Below are 18,575 nucleotides of genomic sequence, written 5' to 3'. Positions count from 1 at the left end.
TTGCGGGACGTCGCGGCACGGTGCCGCGGCGGTTGCCGAAGAACCGGAGAAACAACGTGCAAGGCCTACCGCGCAGGATCACGCAGGCGGTGCTCTACGAAGCGATCGCCATCTCCTGCATCTCGCCCGTGATCGCGGCGATCTTCAAGCAGGACCTCGTGTATTCGGGCGCGCTGTCGGCGACGATGTCGGCGATCGCGCTGCTGTGGAACATGATCTTCAACGCGCTGTTCGAGCGCTGGGAAGCGTCGCGCCGGCAGCCGGCGCGCACGCTCGGCCGGCGGATCCTGCACGCCACCGGTTTCGAGGGCGGGCTGATCTTCATGCTCGCGCCTGTCGTGGCGTGGTGGCTCGACATCTCGTGGTTCGACGCGTTCGTCGTCGATATCGGGCTGTTCGCGTTCTTCTTCTGCTACGCGTTCGTATTTCAGTGGGCGTTCGATCGCGTGTTCGACGTGCCGGCGGCGACGAAGGGATCGTGACGGTTGTGTCCGCACGCAATCGCGCAAAAACGACGCGGCCCGCCCGCGCGATGCGGGAGGGCCGCGTTATATCAGACCGACGCGCCGTCGGCGCGCCGGTCACGTCGACGCTCAATGCACGCCGAGATACGCCTTCACCGCCGGCAGACCCGGCTTGCCGTCGAGCGTCGTCACGCCCGCGAGCCACTTGTCGAGCGCCTGCGGGTTCGCCTTCAGGTACTCGGCCGCCGCCTTGTTCGGGTCTTCCTTGTTCATGATCGGCACCATCACGTGGTTTTCGATCGTCGTCGTGAACTGCAGGTTCGACACGAACTTCGCGACGTTCGGGCAGCGTGCCGCGTAGTCGGGCGGCGTTGCCGTCAGCACCTTCGCTTCGCCGTAGTTCGGGCCGAACACGTCGTCGCCGCCGCTCAGGTAATCGATCTTCATCTGCACGTTCATCGGATGCGGTTCCCAGCCGAGGAACACGATCCACTGCTTGTCGCGGATCGCGCGGTTCACCTCGACCAGCATCCCGGCCTCGCTCGACTCGACCATCTTGAACTTGCCGAGGCCGAACTGGTTGCCGTCGATCATCTTCTTGATCAGCAGGTTGCCGTCGTTGCCCGGCTCGATCCCGTAGATCTTGCCGTTGAGCTTGTCGGCGAACTTCTGGATGTCCGCGAACGACTTCAGGCCGCCCTGGTACACGTAGTCGGGCACCGCGAGCGTGTATTTCGCGCCGGTCAGGTTCGGCGTCGACAGCACCTTGATCGTGCCGGCCTTCGTGAACGGCTGGATGATCGGGTCCATCGTCGGCGACCAGTAGCCGAGGAACACGTCGATCTGCTTGCTCTTGATCCCGGCGAACGTGATCGGCACCGATGCGATCGTCTTCGTCGGCGCGTAGCCGAGGCCCTGCAGCATCGTCGATGCCAGGCCCGTGGTCGCCGCGATGTCGGACCAGCCGACATCCGCGAAGCGCACGTTCTTGCATACAGGCGGATCAGCCGCATAAACGGCCGACATCGGCGCGGATACCCCAATCCCGCACACCGCTGCGATCAATAGGCGCTTCATCTGTCTTCTCCTCAAAGTGATGTCGTTTGCTTGAATGCGGGATCGTTTATTGAAACCGCGCGCCGCGATCCCGGCGACGTCGCGGACCGAATGATTCATGGCGGCGCCGGTCAGCGCCCCGGCAACCTGCGCTCGTAGCTCGGCGCATGGCCGAACTGCGCGCGGTAGGCCTTGCTGAAATGACACGGCGAATGAAACCCGCAGACCGTCGTCACGCGTGCGATCGACGCATCGGTCGTGCGCAGCAGGTCGCGCGCGCGTTTCAGGCGCATCGTCAGGTAATAGTGGGTCGGCGACACGTTCAGGTACACCTTGAACATCCGCTGCAAATGTCGCTGCGACAACCGCACGAGCCGCGCGAGCTCCTCCAGCGACAGCGGCTCCTCGATGTTCGCCTCCATCAGCCGCACGACCTCGATCAGCTCCGCACGCGAGAAGCCGACGCGCGCATCGACGGGAATCGGCTGCGTGTCGGTCGAGCTGCGGATGCGCTCCAGGATGAACTGCTCCGACACCTGCGCGGCAAGCTGCTGGCCGAACCGCATGCCGACAAGGTTCAGCATCAGGTCGAGCGGCGCAGTGCCGCCCGTGCAGGTCAGCCGGTCTCGGTCGACGACGAACAGCTCGTCGGCGAAACCGACCTGCGGAAACTCCGAATGCAGCGCGGACAGGTTCTCCCAGTGCACGGTGCAGCGATACCCGTCGAGCAGCCCGCTCGACATCAGCGCGTACGCGCCCGTGCAGATGCCGCCGAGCGGCAGCCCGCGTTCGGCGAGCGCCGCGAGCGTATCGCGCGCGCCCTCGTCGACCACGTCGCGGATGCGGATGCCGCCGCACACGATCATCACGTCGGGCAGGTTCGTGTAGTCGAGCGCCTGCGTGGGCCGCACCGCGATGCCGTTGCTGGCATGCGCCGGTGCGCCGTCGAGCGAGTAGATCGACCACCGGTAGTGGTCGGCGCGCCCGACGTAGTTCGCCATCCGAAGCACTTCGACGGCGCTCGAGAACGCGATCATCGAGAAGTTCGGCAGCGTCAGGAAGCCGAAATGGGCGAGCGACGAAACCGGTGAAACGCAGGCGGCGGGCGCGACAGCGACGGCGGACGTCACATCGGTCTCCTGGCGAGGAGGTTGCAGGGAGCCAGCCCCGCGGCCAAAGCCGCGGAAGCCGTTATCGATTCAGGGAAGGCGGCCGGGAGACTGGCCGGCCGCCGTTCGTTCAGGCCTGGGCGTGTGCAGGCTTCACGCGAAACAGTTGCTTGAGGCCCGAGAACAGCGGCGCTTTCACGGTGCCCGGCGCGCGGCCGAAGCTTTCGGTGATGCGGTCGAGAATGATCGCGAGCAGCACGACCGACAGACCGCTTTCGAAACCGAGGCCGATGTCGAGGCGCTGGATACTCGCGAGCACGTCGTTGCCGAGACCGCCCGCGCCGACCATCGACGCGATGATCACCATCGACAGCGCCATCATGATCGTCTGGTTCACGCCCTGCATGATCGACGGCAGCGCGTTCGGGAACTGCACCTTGTACAGCAGCTGCCACGGCGTGCAGCCGAATGCCTGGCCGGCTTCGACGATCTCGCGGTTCACGTGGCGGATGCCGAGGCTCGTCAGGCGCACGGCAGGCGGCATCGCGAAGATCACCGTCGACAGGATCCCCGGCACGCGGCCGAGACCGAACAGCATCGCGGCCGGAATCAGGTAGACGAATGCGGGCATCGTCTGCATCAGGTCGAGGATCGGACGCACGGTCGCGGCGACCCACTTGCTCTTCGCGGCCCAGATGCCGAGCGGAATGCCGAGCACGAGGCTGATGATCGTCGACGACAGCGTGAGGCCGAGCGTGATGATCGTCTGGTCCCAGAAGCCCGTCGCGAAGATCAGCAGCAGCGACGCGGTGGTGAACAGCGCGAAGCGCCAGCCCACCCGCCACAGCCCGACGCCGATGAAGATCGCCATCATCATCCACATCGGAATCGCCTGCAGGCTGTGCTCGACGAATGCCGCGAGCCCCTCGATCGCTTGACCGATCGCGTCGAACGTCTTCGCGTCGTGGTCGAGCAGGTAATGAACGGACTGGTCGACCCAGGTACCGAGCGGAATCATTTCAGACATGGGAACCTCGCGAACGCGTGATGGCCTTCAGGATGAGCGCACGATCGACCGAGCCGCAGTAGCAGCCGTCGTCGTCGACGACCGGCAGTGCATTCGGGCTCGCGACCACGCGCGCGACGACATGTTCGAGCGACGCGTCGCGCCGGATGCTCTCGATCGGCCGCACGGACGGCGTGGCCTCACCGATCGCGTCGCGCGTGACGAAGCCGCGGATCTTGCGTTCGGCGTCGAGCACGAACGCGTATTCGGCGCTGCCGTTCAGCGTCGCCGCGACGTTCGCGGCATCGCACTTCGACACGATCGGCACGGCACCCGTCTGCATCAGGTCGCCGGCCGTGAGGTAGCGGCTCGTATCGATGCCGTCGAAGAACGCGCGCACGTAGTCGTCGGCCGGGTTCGCGATGATGTCCTGCGGCGTGCCGACCTGCACGAGGCGGCCGCCTTCCATGATCGCGATGCGGTTGCCGATGCGCAGCGCTTCCTCGAGATCGTGCGACACGAACATGATCGTGCGGCGCTGTTCCTTCTGCAGCTGCAACAGCACATCCTGCATTTCGCGGCGCTTCAGCGGATCGAGCGCGGAGAACGCCTCGTCCATGATCATCAGCGACGGGTTCACGGCCAGCGCGCGGGCGAGGCCGACGCGCTGCTGCATCCCGCCCGACAGCTCGGACGGCAGCTTCTGCGAAAACGGTGCGAGACCGACCTGCTCGAGCACCTCCATCGCGCGCCGTTCGCGTTCCTTCTTGCCGACGCCCGCGACCTCGAGGCCGAACGCGGCATTCGACACCACAGTGCGATGCGGCATCAGCGCGAACGACTGGAACACCATGCTCATGTCCTTGCGGCGCAGCGCGGTCAACGCCGAGCGGCGCGCCGACGCGACGTCGAGCCCGTCGATCATCACCTTGCCGGCGCTCGGATCGACCAGCCGGTTCACGAGGCGGATCAGCGTGGACTTGCCGGAGCCCGACAGGCCCATCAGCACGAAAATTTCGCCTTCCTGCACATCGAAGGAGACGTTGTGCACACCGACGACCTGACCGGTGCGCTTGAGCACCTCGTCCTTCGTCGAGCCGGCGGCGAGCATGTCGAGCGCCTGCTGCGGGTTGCTTCCAAACACCTTGCACAGACCTTCGACTACGACCTTGGGGGCATCCATCGAAACCTTCTCCTCGTGTAGCGGGGACTCGAGCGAGTCATAGCGTGCCTACATAGTTGCCAGAAAAAACCCCGACCTGCCGACGAATTACGACAAACGCTTGCGCAAATACGACACGCCCCCCAGCCCCGCCCGGCGGGGCGCGGCACGCAGCGGCACCCGATTGCGGCGGCGCAATACGCGCACGGCCAACAACGACGGGCATCACGCGCCGGACTTGTGCGCAGCAGCGCGGCGCGCATCGCATGATGTTTTGCGCCAATTCGCGTCGGGCGCAGGTCGCTTTGCGACAATTTCACGTCCGATCCGCCGGTGTCGCGACTGTCGTCCGATCAATGCGCGCCAACCAGCCGTCTGCCGGTGCCTGTCGGCCGCCCGCAAAAAGCATGACCGTACAAAAAAAGCCGCGCCGAACGATCGTCATGCACGGAAATCAGCCACGTATCGCACCCTGTCCGCAACCCTGAAAATCCCGCATGGCCGCTGTGATACATTGCCGGCAAACACGCCGATCGCGACGCTGCGCGGGTCTGTCGCACGACGGTCCGCCTGCGGCGCGCGCATGCCGGTTCGCCTGCCGGCCGTGCTGAAACCGCCTCGATCCGGTGCGATCCGCGATCGAAGGACGATAACGATAGTGAGGGAGCAAGGCGTTGAACTGGGCATTCGCCGTAATCGGTTTCATCGTGGGCGGCATCGCCGCATTGATCGGGGATTTCTCGGGCGCGAGCGGCTCGCTGCTCGGTGCCGCCGTCGGGTTCTGTATCGGCCACGCGTTGCAGCAACACAAGCTCAAGAACAAGCGCGCCGCATCCGCGATGCCCGCGACGCCCGCGACGCCGCAACAGCAACCCGTACCGCTCGCCGATCGCGTTGCGCGCCTCGAGGCGACCGTCGAAACGCTCACGCGTGAACTCGATTCGCTGCGCGGCCAACTGGCCGGTGCGAAGGCCGGTGCGGCCACGACCGGCATCGCCGCGCAAACGCCTTCGGCCAGCGCGGCCGGCGCTTCATCCGCGCCCGTGTCGCAGCCCGTCTTCGCAACGCCGCCGACACCGACACCGCCCGCGCAACCCGCAGTCGCACGCGCGGGCATGCCGGCATCCACATCGGTGCCGGTGCCTGCCACGGCACCCGTCGCCGTTCCCGCTGCGACCCACACAGCAGCGAACGCACCCGCAACACCCGTCCGCCCCACCCCGCCCGCGCCGCGCGAACCCGGCATCGCCGAGCGCGCGTTCGGCGCCGCGCGCGACTGGCTGCTCGGCGGCAACACGGTCGTGCGCGTCGGCATCATCGTGCTGTTCTTCGGCATCGCGTTCCTGCTCAAGTACGCGGCCGACAACAGCATGCTGCCGATCGAATTCCGCCTCGCGGGCACGGCACTCGCCGCGGCCGCGCTGCTCGCGATCGGCTGGCGCGTGCGTGCGCGCCGCGCGGCGTACGGCCTCGTGCTGCAAGGCGGCGGCGTCGGCATCCTGTACCTGACGATCTTCGCCGCGACCAAGCTTTACGCGCTGCTGCCCGTTGGCGCCGCGTTTCCGCTGATGGTCGCGGTCTGCGCGTTGAGCGCGTTCCTCGCGGTGAGGCAAAACGCGCTGCCGCTCGCGTTCATGGGCAGCGCGGGCGGCTTTCTCGCGCCGGTGCTGCTGTCGACCGGCCAGGGCAACCACGTCGCGCTGTTCAGCTACTACGCGCTGCTGAACGCGGGCATCTTCGCGATCGCGTGGTTCAAGGCGTGGCGTCCGCTGAACCTGCTCGGCTTCGTGTTCACGTTCACGATCGGCTCGGCGTGGGGCGTGACGGCCTATCGTCCCGCGCTGTTCGCGAGCACCGAGCCGTTCCTGATCCTGTTCTTCCTGATGTATGTCGGCATCGCGCTGCTGTATGCGGTGAAACGCGAGCTGGCGCTGCGGCACTACGTTGACGGCACGCTCGTGTTCGGCACGCCGATCGTCGCGACCGCGCTGCAGGCGTCGCTCGTGAAGGACATGCCGTTCGGGCTCGCGTGGAGCGCCGTTGCGCTGTCGGCGTTCTACGTCGTGGTCGCCGCGTGGCTCGCACGGCGCCGCGACCGCCTTGCGCTGCTGTTCGAAGCGATGCTCGCGCTCGCGGTGATCTTCGCGACGCTGGCTGTGCCGCTCGCGTTCTCGGGCCCGACGACCAGCGCCGCATGGGCGATCGAAGGCGCGGCCGTCGTCTGGCTCGGCGTGCGCCAGAAACGCCTGCTGCCGTTCTGCTTCGGCCTGCTGATGCAGGTCGCCGCGGCCGGCGCATTCTTCACGAGCCTGCTCGGGCCCACCGACGTCAACGCGCTGCCCGTGCTCAACAGCCCATACATCGCGATGCTGCTGATCGCGCTCGCCGGCCTGTTCACCGGCTGGTGGCTGCACGGGCGCGGCGAAGCGCGCGCGTGGCACGCGTGGATGCCCGAGATCGGCGCCGCGGCCGCGGCGTGGGGGCTGCTGTGGTGGGTCAGCGGCGGGCTGCACGAGATCCTCGTCTACGCGAGCCGTCACGTCGACCTGCATGCCGACCGCTTCGTCGTCGATACGACCGCGCTGTTCGCGGCCGGCACCGCGTGGCTCGCGTACGTCGCTCGCCGCCGGCTGGCGTGGCCGCTCGCCGAATGGCCGGCGCTCGCGCTGACGCCGGTGCTGGCGCTGCTCGCGTTGCGCGTGTTCGATGCGCATGAAGCGCCGCTGTCGGGCATGGGCGCGTTCGCGTGGCCCGTCGCCGTCGGCGCAGGCCTGGCGCTGCTGTGGCGCCAGTCGCGCGGCGCGGCCAGAACCGATACCACGACGGGCGTCGTGCAATCCATCGCCGCCGGCGTGATCGCGCCACTGCATACGCTGATGTTCTGGACCCTGTGCGTGCTGCTGTCGCTCGAAGGTTTCTGGCGGCTGCGCGCATTCGTGCCCGAAGGCGCGTGGAGCTGGAGCGCGTGGGCGTACGGCTTCGGCGCGCTGCTCCTGCTGGTATCGGGCCCCGGCTCGCGGCTGCGCTGGCCCGTCGCGGCGTTCCCTCGCGCGTACCAGGTGTGGGGCGCGGCGCCGCTCGCCGCGCTGCTGTGGCTGTGGAGCATCGCAAGCATCGTCAGCGACGGCGACGCTTCGCCGCTCTTCTGGCTGCCGCTGCTCAATCCGCTCGACATCGCGCAATTCCTCGTGTTCGTTGCATTCGCCGCATGGCTGCGCCGCCTGAAGACGCTCGGCATCGCGTGGCATCCGCGCGTCGTCGACTATGCGGCGATCGCGACCGTGTTCCTGTGGTTCAACGCGCTGATGCTGCGCACGCTGCATCACCGCTTCCACCTGGCCTACGACATCGACACCGTGCTGTCGTCGTTCGGCATCCAGCAGGTGTTCATGGTCGGCTGGAGCGTGTTCGCGTTCGCCGGGATGTGGCTGACGCGCCGCGACGGCATCGCCCGCGTATGCGCGCTCGCGTCGCTGCCGCTGATCGTCGTGATGTGGGTGTGGACCTTCTACGCGAACTTCACGCAGGACGGCGGAAGCTGGGCGCGCGTGCCGCTCTTCAACCCGCTCGATCTCGTGCTCGTGGTGGTCTATGCGCTCGCCGCATCGTGGTTCGTGCGGGCGCGCAAGCTCGGCTGGTCGTTCGACACCTATCGCGTCGAACTGCTGAGCGCGGCCGGCGCGACCGTGTTCCTGTGGCTGAACGCGATCCTGTTGCGCACGCTGCATCACTGGGCCGGCGTGCCGTACGAATTCGGCGCGATGGCGGAATCGACGCTCGTGCAGGCTTCGGTATCCGTGTACTGGACGGTCTGCGCGCTCGCGACGACGATCTGGGCCACGCGCCGCGGGCTGCGTCCGCTGTGGTTCGTCGGCGCCGCGCTGCTCGCGCTCACGGTCGTCAAGCTGTTCCTGTTCGACCTGTCGCACGTGACCGGCATCGAGCGCATCGTGTCGTTCATCGGCATCGGCGTGCTGCTGCTGTTGATCGGCTATTTCTCGCCGCTGCCGCCGAAGGCCGCGGCTCAACGGGACGACCGGCAATGAAGCGACTCGCCGCCCTGCTCGGACTGAGCCTGCTCGCGTCGTTCGCGGCGGCCGACGGTGCACCGGACGCCCAGCCCGGCGCGCAGCGCTACTCGCTCGACCTCGACGGCAGCGCCGCGTACTACCAGCTCACCGTGCCGCAGCCCGTGTATGCGGCCAGCCGGCGCGACGATCTCGGCGACGTGCGCATCTTCAACGGCGCGGACGAGCCGGTGCCGTATTCGCTCGACGCACCGGCTGCGGCCACGCCCGCCGTGCCGCCGTCGCGCGCGCCGGTGCACTGGTTTCCGCTGCCGCCGGTGCGCGCCAACAACGGCAACGCGTCGCTCGGCGTGACGGTCGGCCCGGACGGCTCGCTGAGCGCCGCAGTCGCCACGCCGCCGCCCGCAAGGCACGGCGCGGATCTCGTCGACCTGTCGCGTGCGGACGGCAGCCTCGACGCGCTGCTCGTGCACGTGGGCGACGACAGCTACCAGGGGCGCGTCGCCGTCGACGCGAGCGACGACCTGCGCAGCTGGCGCTCGCTTGGCAGCACGCAGTTGCTGAAGGTCGGTCACGGCGACGACGTGCTGGTGCAGGAACGCATCGCGCTCGAAGGCGCGACGCCACGCTACCTGCGGCTGGACTGGCTCGACGGCGCGCCCGCGATCGCGTCGATCGACGTCGAGACGCATCCGCGCGACGCGCGCGGAACGGACACCGCCTCCGTACCGCGCCAATGGCGCGACGCCACGCGCGTGCGGGCCGGCAGCGCGCCCGGCGAGTATCTGTTCGACACCGACGGCGCGTATCCGGTCGATCGCGTGCGGATCGATCTGCCGCAACCGAACACCGTTGCGCGCGCAACGCTGCAGAGCCGCGCCGACGCGCAGGCACCGTGGCGCGACGTCGCGAGCGCCGTGCTGTTCCGGCTACAGGGCAAGGGTGGCGAACAGCGCAACGCACCGCTCGAGTTCGCGGCGGACACGGATCGCGCGTGGCGAATCGTCGTCGATATGCGCAACGGCGGGTTCGGCGGCGGCCAGCCGACCGTCGCGATCGGCTGGCATCCGGCCGCGCTGACCTTCGTCGCGCGCGGCGCGCCGCCGTTTACGCTCGGCGTCGGCGACGCGTCGCTCGAGTCGTCGGCCGTGAGCCGCGATGCGTTGCTGGTCGGCATGGCGCCCGAAGTGCGGCCCGCACGCGTCGGCGCGGCGCTGCCGGTAGCGGCGGTCGCACCGCCACCCGCCGTCGATACGGACGCGACGCGCCGCTATGTGCTGTGGGGCGCGCTGATCGTCGCGGTCGGCGTGCTCGGCACGATTGCATGGCGCCTCGCGAAAGGCGGCGGCGAGCCGCGCGACCGCGACGAGTGATGCTTCGCAGTCACACCGTTCGCCCGTCGGCCGTCTTTACGCGCCGTTTATCCGGCGCACTCGTTTCTTTCGACGGCCGCAACGCATAACTGCGTACAGTCGTTGCATCGGAACCACGATGCGACGACATGCAGGAAACCTATTCATCGCATGACCAGCCGGCGCCGCGTACGCGTCCGGCGCTACTGCTCAAGCGGCTACTGCTGCTCCTCCCGATCGCGCTGTCGCTGTCGGTCGCGCTCCCCGCGCAGGCCGACGATACGCCGACGGCGCCGGTCCCCGCCGCGAGCACGCCCGATACGTCGCTGCCCCCGACCCTCGACACGATCGTCACGACGCTGCGCAACCGCTTTCACATCGCGTATGCCGAGGCGCGCACGATCGCCCGCGCGGTGCAGACCGAATCGGATCGCTACGGGCTCGCACCGGCGCTGCTGCTCGCGATCATCGCGGTCGAATCGGGCTTCGATCGCCATGCGGTCAGTGTCGCCGGCGCACGCGGGCTGATGCAGGTGCTGCCCACCGCTCATTGCGACCTCGTCGCGCATGTCAGGGACCTGTCCGACCCGGCGACCAACGTGCGGATCGGCGCAGCCATCTTCCGCGGCTATCTCGACGATGCGGACGGCGACGTCGAAACCGCGCTCGTGCGCTACAACGGCGGCACGAAGCGCTATGCGCAGCGCGTCGCGTTGCGCGTGCAGCAATTCGATGCGCAACTGCACCGTTCGAACGGCGCGGCGGCCGACGAACTGCGGACGGCCGCGAACCCCTGAGCGTGCCGCGCTACGCGGCGCCCGCGAGCCGATAGCCGACGCCCATCTCCGTCACGATGTACTCGGGCCGCCGCGGATCGCACTCCAGCTTGCGCCGCAGGTGGCCGACATACACGCGCAGGTCATGCGCATCCTTGCCGTGTGCCGCGCCCCACACCTCGCTCAGCAGGCGGTCGTGCGTGAGCTGCCGTCCGGCATGATGCGCGAGTACGGCCAGCAACCGGTATTCGATCGGACTCAGATGCACGCGCGCACCGCCGCGCAGCACCTGGCGCTCGCCGAGATCGACGGTCACGTCGCCGAAGCGCACGCGCATCGCATCGATGCGGCCACCGCTCGCCTGCCGCCGCAGGTGCGCGCGAATCCGCGCGATCAGCTCGGCGGCGCCGAACGGCTTGGTCAGGTAGTCGTCCGCGCCCGCGTCGAGCGCGGCAACCTTGTCGCTTTCCGCGTTCAGCGCCGACAGCACGATCAGCGGCGCGGCCGAGCACGCGCGTAGCGCATGGATCAGTTCGGTGCCACCGAGATCGGGCAGGTTCGTGTCCGCGACGATCAGGTCCGGACGGCGTGCGGTGACGGCCGCCACACCTGCCGCGCCGGTCCCGGCCTCGCAGACGTGCATGTGTTCGGCCTTCAGCGCGACACGGACGAAATGCCGGATGAACCTGTCTTCGTCGACGATCACGATGACGACGGTCGGTTCGCTCATGCGGCAGCGCCTCCGTCCGGAGTGCCATGCAGACTGTCGCGGCCGGTGCCGTGCGCGTCCATGCTCACGCCCATCCGCATGCAACCAGCACCATGTCGATCAGCTTGATGAACGGGAACGGCAGCAGCACGCCGCCGAGGCCGTAGACCAGCAGGTTCCTGCGCAGCAGCGGCGCCGCACCGAGCGGACGATAGCGCACGCCCTTCAGCGCGAGCGGAATCAGCGCGACGATGATCAGCGCGTTGAAGATCACCGCCGACAGGATCGCCGACGCCGGCGACGCGAGGTGCATCACGTCGAGCACGCGCAGTTGCGGGTAGGTCGTCGCGAACGCGGCCGGGATGATCGCGAAGTACTTCGCGATGTCGTTCGCGATCGAGAACGTCGTCAGCGAGCCGCGCGTCATCAGCATCTGCTTGCCGATCTCGACGATCTCGATCAGCTTCGTCGGGTTCGAGTCGAGATCGACCATGTTGCCCGCTTCCTTCGCGGCCTGCGTACCCGTGTTCATCGCCACCGCCACGTCGGCCTGCGCGAGCGCCGGCGCGTCGTTCGTGCCGTCACCCGTCATCGCGACCAGCCGGCCCGCCGCCTGGTGTTCGCGGATCGTCGCGAGCTTGGTTTCCGGCGTCGCTTCCGCGAGGAAATCGTCGACGCCCGCTTCCGCCGCGATCGCCGCCGCCGTCAGCCGGTTGTCGCCCGTCACCATCACGGTCTTGATGCCCATCTTGCGCAGTTCCGCGAAGCGCTCCTTGATGCCGCCCTTCACGATGTCCTTCAGCTCGATCACGCCGAGCACGCGCGCGACGCCGTCGCGGCGCTCCGCGACCGCCAGCGGCGTGCTGCCGCGACGCGCGATGTCGGTCACGACCGCTTCGATCTCGCGCGTGACGCGGCCGCCATGGGACTCGACGTAGTGCACGATCGCGTCGGCCGCACCCTTGCGGATCTCGCGGCCAGGCAGATCGACACCGCTCATCCGCGTCTGCGCGCTGAACGACAGAAAGACGGCATGCAGCGCCTGCATGTCGCGCTCGCGCAGATTGAAGCGCTGCTTCGCGAGCACCACGATGCTGCGCCCCTCCGGCGTTTCGTCGGCAAGCGACGACAGCTGCGCGGCGTCGGCCAGCGCTTCCTCGGTCACGAACGGCGCGGGCACGAACGCCGATGCCTGGCGGTTACCGAGCGTGATCGTGCCGGTCTTGTCGAGCAGCAGCACGTCGACGTCGCCGGCCGCTTCCACCGCGCGGCCCGACGTCGCGATCACGTTCGCCTGCATCATTCGGCTCATCCCCGCCACGCCGATCGCGGACAGCAAGCCGCCGATCGTCGTCGGGATCAGGCACACGAGCAGCGCGACGAGCGCGGTGATCGTCACCACGTGACCGGCCTTCATCGCTTCGACCGCGAATGTCGAGAACGGCAGCAGCGTTGCGGTCGCGAGCAGCATCACGATCGTCAGCGCAACGAGCAGGATCGTCAGCGCGATTTCGTTCGGCGTCTTCTTGCGTTTCGCGCCTTCGACCATCGCGATCATCCGGTCGAGGAACGCCTCGCCCGGATTGACGGCGACCCGCACGACGATCCAGTCGGACAGCACGCGCGTGCCGCCCGTCACCGACGAGAAGTCGCCGCCCGATTCGCGGATCACCGGCGCGGATTCGCCGGTGATCGCCGATTCGTCGACGGACGCGACGCCTTCGATCACGTCGCCGTCGGCCGGAATCGTGTCGCCGGCTTCGATGAGCACGACGTCCCCCTTGCGCAGGTCGGTCGACGCCATTACCTCGACGGCGGCCTGCGCATGCGGCGCCGCGAGCTTTTTCGCGACCACGTTGTGTTTCGCGCTGCGCAGCGACGCGGCCTGCGCCTTCGAGCGCCCTTCGGCAAGCGCTTCGGCGAAGTTCGCGAACAGCACCGTGAACCACAGCCACAACGAGATCGCGACGATGAACCCGGCGGGCGCCTCGGCCTGGCCGAACAGCGCGGCGATCCACAGGAGCGTGGTGAGGATGCTGCCGACATACACGCAGAACATCACCGGGTTGCGGAACTGCGTGCGCGGCGTGAGTTTCTTGAACGAGTCCACGATCGCCGGGCGCACGAGCGCCGGATCGAACATCGAACGCACGGCCGTGCGCGCATGGCCGGAATGCTCCGGGTGCGGGCCGGTCACGGGTGCGAGAGACATGGCGGTTTTCCTTTTGCCGGCGCGGCGGCGCGGCGGCATCCGGCATCGGTCAGACGAGCCGGCTGCCTTCACGCTTTCGCGCGTGCGGCTTCCGTTTCCACGCAACCATCTTATGAAGGTTCGCGTGAAGATCGCGGCAAAGGATCGCGTCGGAGCATAAAAAGCGCGTAAACGTCGGTTTCGCCGCGGCGCGGCGGGGGTGTCTCATGGGCCGTACACGAGCGGAAGCGCCACACTCCGCTCACGCGACGTTACGCGGTCAAAGCAGGAAAGCGCGCCCGGGCGCGGCGTTCAGCCGAACGTGTGGCGCCCATGCTGGCGCGGCCGCCACGGCGACGAACGGCAGCTCGCGGCGCCGGCTGCACGGCGCGCGGCCAATCCGGCGCCACGGCGCACGCGCAGGTCGCGCCGCGCCACCGCGGCAATGCGCGACGGCAATGCAAACGCCAGGCGCCGCACGGCCGCCATGCGCGCAGCCAGCCGCGACGCCGGCGACATCCGGCGCACGACGTGCGCGACAGGCCGCTTGCAAAGGATCGCGCTGTCGTAGCGCTTGCCGGCGAAGCGCATCACGTCGACGACGTCGAAACCCTGCGCACCGTAGAACGCCAGCAGATGCGAAGCGGGATGCGGCGTATCCAGCGCGAGCAGCGTATAGCCGCGCAACGCGGCCCACTGCTCGGCGAACGACAGCAGCAGCGCGCCGATCCCGCGGCTCTGGCAATCGGGATCCACGGCCACCTGGCGCACGCTCGCGACGCCTTCCCGGCGGTACAGCGAGCAGGCCGAAGACGGATCGGTGCCATACAGCGTGGCCGTGCCGATCACGCGTCCGCCGCACACGGCGACATAACACTCGCCCGCTTCCGCGCGGCGGCGCGTGACTTCTTCGTCCTGATCGACGCACGTGCAGTTGAGCCCCATCGCGCCGAGCCGCGCGAACGCGCGATGCAGCATCGGCGTGAGTTGCGCATAGCTGTCGACTGCCGGATCGAAACGCCGTACGACCACCCGGTCGGCGCACACGGAAGGCGGCGCAGCGGGGAGACGTTCGGCCATCGCGTTCCAGGGTATCGACATCGCAGTGCTCCGTGGTTGGGATGCTCGAAGTCTATGAGCGCGCCGACCGCCCTCGCAAGAAAAAATGTCGTAAAAGTTTGGGGGAATGCGTGCGGGAGAAACGGTGGCGACGGTGCATACGGCCGCTCCGCATACATCGTTGTGGACGCACGAAAGAGCGCCAATCGTTGTTCGCGCAAGCAATGAATCCCGCGAGTGCATCGAGGCCGGATCCGCTCGCCGTTGACACATGCGGCGACGCCATCCAGACTCGCTGCTCCTCCACCCGCACCGAGAGCGCTCATGGTCACCTGCTTCCTTCGCTACGTCGTCGATCCGTACAAGCTCGACCAGTTCGAAACCTACGGCAAGATGTGGATTCCGCTCGTCGAGCAATTCGGCGGCACGCATCACGGCTACTTCCTGCCATCCGAAGGTGCGAGCAATATCGCGCTCGCGATGTTCTCGTTCCCGAGCCTCGCCGAGTACGAGCGCTATCGCGAACGCTCGAAGGACGATCCGGCCTGCCAGGCCGCGTTCCGCTACGCGGAGGAAACGCGCTGCATCGTCAGCTACGAGCGCAGCTTCTTCCGGCCGGTGTTCGAGTAACGGCCCGGGCATCGCGCCCCTGCTCCCCACCGGAACAAAATAAAAGTACGTCGCGGATTTCCGGGAGGAACGCGAAGCTGACCGTCGACGTTCGCCCCGTTGCGGTCACCTGCGCGTCCCTGCGGATTCAACCCGTCGCTGCCACACGTTGCGTCATCGGCGGACACGGACGTTCACCATCACGATGGCGGCGTTGCACGCCGAACGTCGTTTTCATTCGTCACCATACGTCACATCAACACCGCATCTCCCGATTCCCTCCGAGGAATTGGAGGGCACCCGCAAAGCGCATTAGCCTGACAAATCCTTATGCGTTAACGCTGAATATCGGTAGTAGACCGGACTCTAGTAACCAATGACGCGCACCGTTAACCGATTCATGTACAGAGTCGGTTTCTCTGCCAAAAATCCTTGGAGTCTCGCTACGACCTGCTATGACCATCAAGTTAAAACTTCAGATTTTGATGCTCGTCACGCTGATGGCCATCGGGGGCGGTATCGCTGTGACGTCGTTCGGATTCGGTTCCGTAAGCGATGCGGAGGCGGCCTCGCATCGCCGGGAGACGCAGGTGCGCGGCATAACGGAAATCAAGGCAAGCGCGCTATCCACGGTCGAGCTTGACCCGGCGTCGGACGATACCAAGAAGATCTTTTCCGAAGCAGAACGAAACATTGGCAAATGGGCCGAGATCGTTGGCCCGCTGTTCGATTCCCAGGATCAACAAGCAAGGCTCAAGACGCTGCGCGCCCAATGGAATGCGTACGACCAGAAATCACGGCAGCTGATCGAACTGGCCGCCCATGATCCCAAGGCGGCCAACGATCAGGTCGGTTCGCTTTACCACAACGACTTTCAGCCGCTCAGTGCGTCGATCGAGGCGACCATCACGGAAGTCGGAAATCGTGGCCAGCAAGCCGCGGAACTTGCCGACCGCGTCAGCACGAATGCGGTCAGGACAGTCATGACCGTATTGGTCGTGGCGATGGCGATTGTCGTCGGATGGATTCTCCTGCTGTCCCGTTCGATCCAGCGCGCGCTGGGCGGCATCCAGGGGACGTTGCAGCAAGCGAGCGAATCACTCGACCTGACAAGGCGTGCGTCCGTTCAGGGTAAAGACGAAATCAGCCAGACAGCTGCTGCCTTCAATCACCTGATGGGCCGGATCACCGAGGTCATGGGCGCGGTGCGGGACTCCGCGGAATCGGTGAGCACGGCTTCGAAGCAGATTGCCGCAGGCAATGTCGATCTGTCGAGCCGCACGGAAGAGCAGGCCGCTTCGCTTCAGGAGACGGCTGCGAGCATGGAGGAGTTGACCGGCACGGTGCGGCAGAACACGGAGAATGCCCGGCAGGCCAATGGGCTGGCGCAGTCATCCGCGACCATCGCGGTCAGGGGAGGCGACGCGGTGGGCGAGATGGTCGCGACCATGGGAGAAATCAACGCCAGCTCGGCGAAGATCGTCGACATCATCGGCGTGATCGACGGGATCGCTTTTCAGACCAATATTCTCGCGCTCAATGCTGCGGTGGAAGCCGCCCGCGCAGGCGAACACGGCCGGGGTTTCGCGGTGGTCGCCACCGAGGTGCGCACGCTCGCGCAACGCTCGGCGGCAGCGGCCAAGGAGATCAAGACGCTGATCGAAAATTCGGTGCGCAAGGTCGAAACAGGCACAAAGCTGGTCGATCAGGCGGGCAACACGATGGAGGAGGTTGTCACCAGCATCAAACGGGTGACGGACATCATGGGAGAAATTGCCGCGGCCTCCGACGAGCAAAGCAAGGGAATCGATCAGGTTGGGCAGGCAGTCACGCAGATGGACGAAGTCACCCAGCAGAATGCGGCTCTGGTGGAACAGGCTGCCGCAGCGGCGCAGTCGCTGGACGATCAAGCGAGGAAGCTGCACACGGCGGTCAACGTTTTCAAGCTCTAGGCTCGGCATGTTGCCTGCGCCAACACGCGCAACACGGCTTTCCCGCGATGAATAAAAAAAAGCCCCGCCAGCATCCGCCCGGCGGGGCCAACCCATGTCAGTAGAGACATCATGGAGGAGACGGGCCCATCTTATCGAGCGCGGCGTACCGTCCCAACCAAGCATTTCTGCTATCGATCTGCGCGGCCACGCACACGATTGCCCCCGCTGCGCGGCATATCGATAGAACGAAAAGTCGTTTTCAGAGTGGCAACGGGGTCGTTACCATCTGGTTTTAAGCCTGTGCTTAGCCGGGCAAGCCATCCCCGAGGAGCGCCCCTTGACTGCATTCGATCAACACCGCCGCCCGTTCGTCGTCGGCATCGGCGGTACCACCCGGGCCGCGTCGTCCACCGAACGCGCGCTGTCGTTCGCGCTGCGCGGCGCGCAAGCCGCCGGCGCACGCACGCGCCTGTTCGACGGCCCGTTCCTGCATACGCTGCCGCACTACGCCCCCGAACACAAAACGCTGACCGACGCGCAACGCGAACTGATCGACGCCGTGCGCCAGGCCGACGCGATCATCATCGCAACGCCCGGCTATCACGGCGGCGTCTCCGGTCTCGTGAAGAACGCACTCGACACGCTCGAGGAACTGCGCGCGGACGATCGCCCCTATCTCGACGGCCGCGCGGTCGGCCTGATCGTTACCGCCTACGGTTGGCAGGCAGCCGGCACGGTGCTGACGTCGCTGCGTTCGATCGTTCATGCGCTGCGCGGCTGGCCGACGCCGTTCGGTGCCACCGTGAACACGCTCGAAACGCGTTTCGAAAGCGCCGACAGCTGCTCGGATCCGAAGGTCACCGCGCAACTCGAGACGGTCGGCGCGCAAGCAGCCGAGTTCGCGCTCGCGTTCGCGTCGCATCGCGCGGCCACGCATGCGGCTTCGGTCGACGCGCTCGCACCCGTGCTGAAGATCGCCAGCCACCAGTAATCCCCCGCATTCCGCCGCCCGTGCCCGGTCGACCTGATTCGCCGCGCGCGGGCGGCGCGTCTTCGGATGCGCGGCGATGTGCCGTGCGCGCCGACGCTTCGCTACCGTGGTCCTTTCCCTGCATACCGC

General features: G+C 67.1%; 13 protein-coding genes and 1 pseudogene. 7 read left to right on the top strand and 7 right to left on the bottom strand.

Annotation, left to right across the window (positions count from 1 at the left end; genetic code table 11):
* Positions 1-56: 56 nt before the first annotated feature.
* On the top strand, positions 57-482 hold the full coding sequence (locus H3H55_RS19435) for a PACE efflux transporter (protein ID WP_193099822.1): 426 nt from the start codon (positions 57-59) through the stop codon (positions 480-482).
* A 111-nt stretch (positions 483-593) separates the two neighbouring features.
* Here the strand turns inward: H3H55_RS19435 and H3H55_RS19430 are convergent, their stop codons facing one another.
* The 4 genes and pseudogenes from H3H55_RS19430 to H3H55_RS19415 form a co-directional block, all read right to left on the bottom strand.
* Positions 594-1,541, bottom strand: coding sequence for a choline ABC transporter substrate-binding protein (locus H3H55_RS19430; protein WP_129515728.1), 948 nt, complete (start codon positions 1,539-1,541; stop codon positions 594-596).
* 110 nt (positions 1,542-1,651) lie between these two features.
* On the bottom strand, positions 1,652-2,650 hold the full coding sequence (locus H3H55_RS19425) for a GlxA family transcriptional regulator (RefSeq protein ID WP_048242618.1): 999 nt from the start codon (positions 2,648-2,650) through the stop codon (positions 1,652-1,654).
* 109 nt (positions 2,651-2,759) lie between these two features.
* The gene (gene choW / locus H3H55_RS19420) at positions 2,760-3,656 is read right to left on the bottom strand and encodes a choline ABC transporter permease subunit (protein WP_193099821.1); all 897 of its coding nucleotides are present in this window, start codon (positions 3,654-3,656) and stop codon (positions 2,760-2,762) included.
* A pseudogene (locus tag H3H55_RS19415) lies at positions 3,649-4,937 on the bottom strand (quaternary amine ABC transporter ATP-binding protein); the annotation flags it as partial. The pseudogene H3H55_RS19415 and the gene choW, both read right to left, overlap by 8 nt.
* A gap of 534 nt (positions 4,938-5,471) precedes the next feature.
* Between H3H55_RS19415 and H3H55_RS19410 the strand changes: the two are divergent.
* The 3 genes from H3H55_RS19410 (at position 5,472) to H3H55_RS19400 (ending at position 10,974) form a co-directional block, all read left to right on the top strand.
* Positions 5,472-8,843, top strand: coding sequence for a DUF2339 domain-containing protein (locus H3H55_RS19410; protein WP_193099820.1), 3,372 nt, complete (start codon positions 5,472-5,474; stop codon positions 8,841-8,843).
* The gene (locus H3H55_RS19405) at positions 8,840-10,198 is read left to right on the top strand and encodes a DUF3999 domain-containing protein (protein WP_193099819.1); all 1,359 of its coding nucleotides are present in this window, start codon (positions 8,840-8,842) and stop codon (positions 10,196-10,198) included. Before H3H55_RS19410 ends, H3H55_RS19405 begins: the two co-directional genes overlap by 4 nt.
* Positions 10,199-10,326: 128 nt before the next feature.
* A complete protein-coding gene (locus H3H55_RS19400; protein WP_193099818.1) occupies positions 10,327-10,974 on the top strand; it encodes a lytic transglycosylase domain-containing protein in 648 nt (215 codons plus the stop codon).
* A gap of 10 nt (positions 10,975-10,984) precedes the next feature.
* Here the strand turns inward: H3H55_RS19400 and H3H55_RS19395 are convergent, their stop codons facing one another.
* The 3 genes from H3H55_RS19395 to H3H55_RS19385 form a co-directional block, all read right to left on the bottom strand.
* Positions 10,985-11,683 (bottom strand): response regulator, encoded by a 699-nt coding sequence (locus tag H3H55_RS19395; RefSeq protein WP_193099817.1) that lies wholly within the window; start codon positions 11,681-11,683, stop codon positions 10,985-10,987.
* Positions 11,684-11,747: 64 nt separating this feature from the next.
* On the bottom strand, positions 11,748-13,805 hold the full coding sequence (gene kdpB, locus H3H55_RS19390) for a potassium-transporting ATPase subunit KdpB (protein ID WP_193102063.1): 2,058 nt from the start codon (positions 13,803-13,805) through the stop codon (positions 11,748-11,750).
* 360 nt (positions 13,806-14,165) lie between these two features.
* Complete coding sequence (locus H3H55_RS19385; protein WP_193099816.1) at positions 14,166-14,954, bottom strand: GNAT family N-acetyltransferase; 789 nt, start codon at positions 14,952-14,954, stop codon at positions 14,166-14,168.
* Positions 14,955-15,236: 282 nt separating this feature from the next.
* On the opposite strand from H3H55_RS19385, the gene H3H55_RS19380 reads away from it, so the two are divergent.
* From H3H55_RS19380 to H3H55_RS19370, 3 genes are all read left to right on the top strand, one after another.
* Positions 15,237-15,542, top strand: coding sequence for an NIPSNAP family protein (locus H3H55_RS19380; RefSeq protein ID WP_193099815.1), 306 nt, complete (start codon positions 15,237-15,239; stop codon positions 15,540-15,542).
* 434 nt (positions 15,543-15,976) lie between these two features.
* Positions 15,977-17,473 (top strand): methyl-accepting chemotaxis protein, encoded by a 1,497-nt coding sequence (locus H3H55_RS37675; protein WP_193099814.1) that lies wholly within the window; start codon positions 15,977-15,979, stop codon positions 17,471-17,473.
* A 319-nt stretch (positions 17,474-17,792) separates the two neighbouring features.
* Positions 17,793-18,446 (top strand): NADPH-dependent FMN reductase, encoded by a 654-nt coding sequence (locus H3H55_RS19370; RefSeq protein ID WP_129515737.1) that lies wholly within the window; start codon positions 17,793-17,795, stop codon positions 18,444-18,446.
* Positions 18,447-18,575 lie beyond the last annotated feature (129 nt).

The organism is Burkholderia sp. Z1 (genome assembly GCF_014893795.1).
Taxonomy (GTDB): domain Bacteria; phylum Pseudomonadota; class Gammaproteobacteria; order Burkholderiales; family Burkholderiaceae; genus Burkholderia; species Burkholderia theae.
Note: the sequence above shows the minus strand (reverse complement) of the source record. Positions and strands in the feature narration are given on the sequence as shown.

Excerpts from the sequence above, each read along its gene's own strand:
- choW (WP_193099821.1), bottom strand. The coding sequence starts at position 3,656 with ATGTCTGAAATGATTCCGCTCGGTACCTGGGTCGACCAGTCCGTTCAT.
- H3H55_RS19385 (WP_193099816.1), bottom strand. The coding sequence starts at position 14,954 with ATGTCGATACCCTGGAACGCGATGGCCGAACGTCTCCCCGCTGCGCCG.
- H3H55_RS19400 (WP_193099818.1), top strand. The coding sequence starts at position 10,327 with ATGCAGGAAACCTATTCATCGCATGACCAGCCGGCGCCGCGTACGCGT.
- H3H55_RS19395 (WP_193099817.1), bottom strand. The coding sequence starts at position 11,683 with ATGAGCGAACCGACCGTCGTCATCGTGATCGTCGACGAAGACAGGTTC.
- H3H55_RS19430 (WP_129515728.1), bottom strand. The coding sequence starts at position 1,541 with ATGAAGCGCCTATTGATCGCAGCGGTGTGCGGGATTGGGGTATCCGCG.
- H3H55_RS37675 (WP_193099814.1), top strand. The coding sequence starts at position 15,977 with ATGACCATCAAGTTAAAACTTCAGATTTTGATGCTCGTCACGCTGATG.
- H3H55_RS19405 (WP_193099819.1), top strand. The coding sequence starts at position 8,840 with ATGAAGCGACTCGCCGCCCTGCTCGGACTGAGCCTGCTCGCGTCGTTC.
- H3H55_RS19380 (WP_193099815.1), top strand. The coding sequence starts at position 15,237 with ATGGTCACCTGCTTCCTTCGCTACGTCGTCGATCCGTACAAGCTCGAC.
- kdpB (WP_193102063.1), bottom strand. The coding sequence starts at position 13,805 with ATGTTCGATCCGGCGCTCGTGCGCCCGGCGATCGTGGACTCGTTCAAG.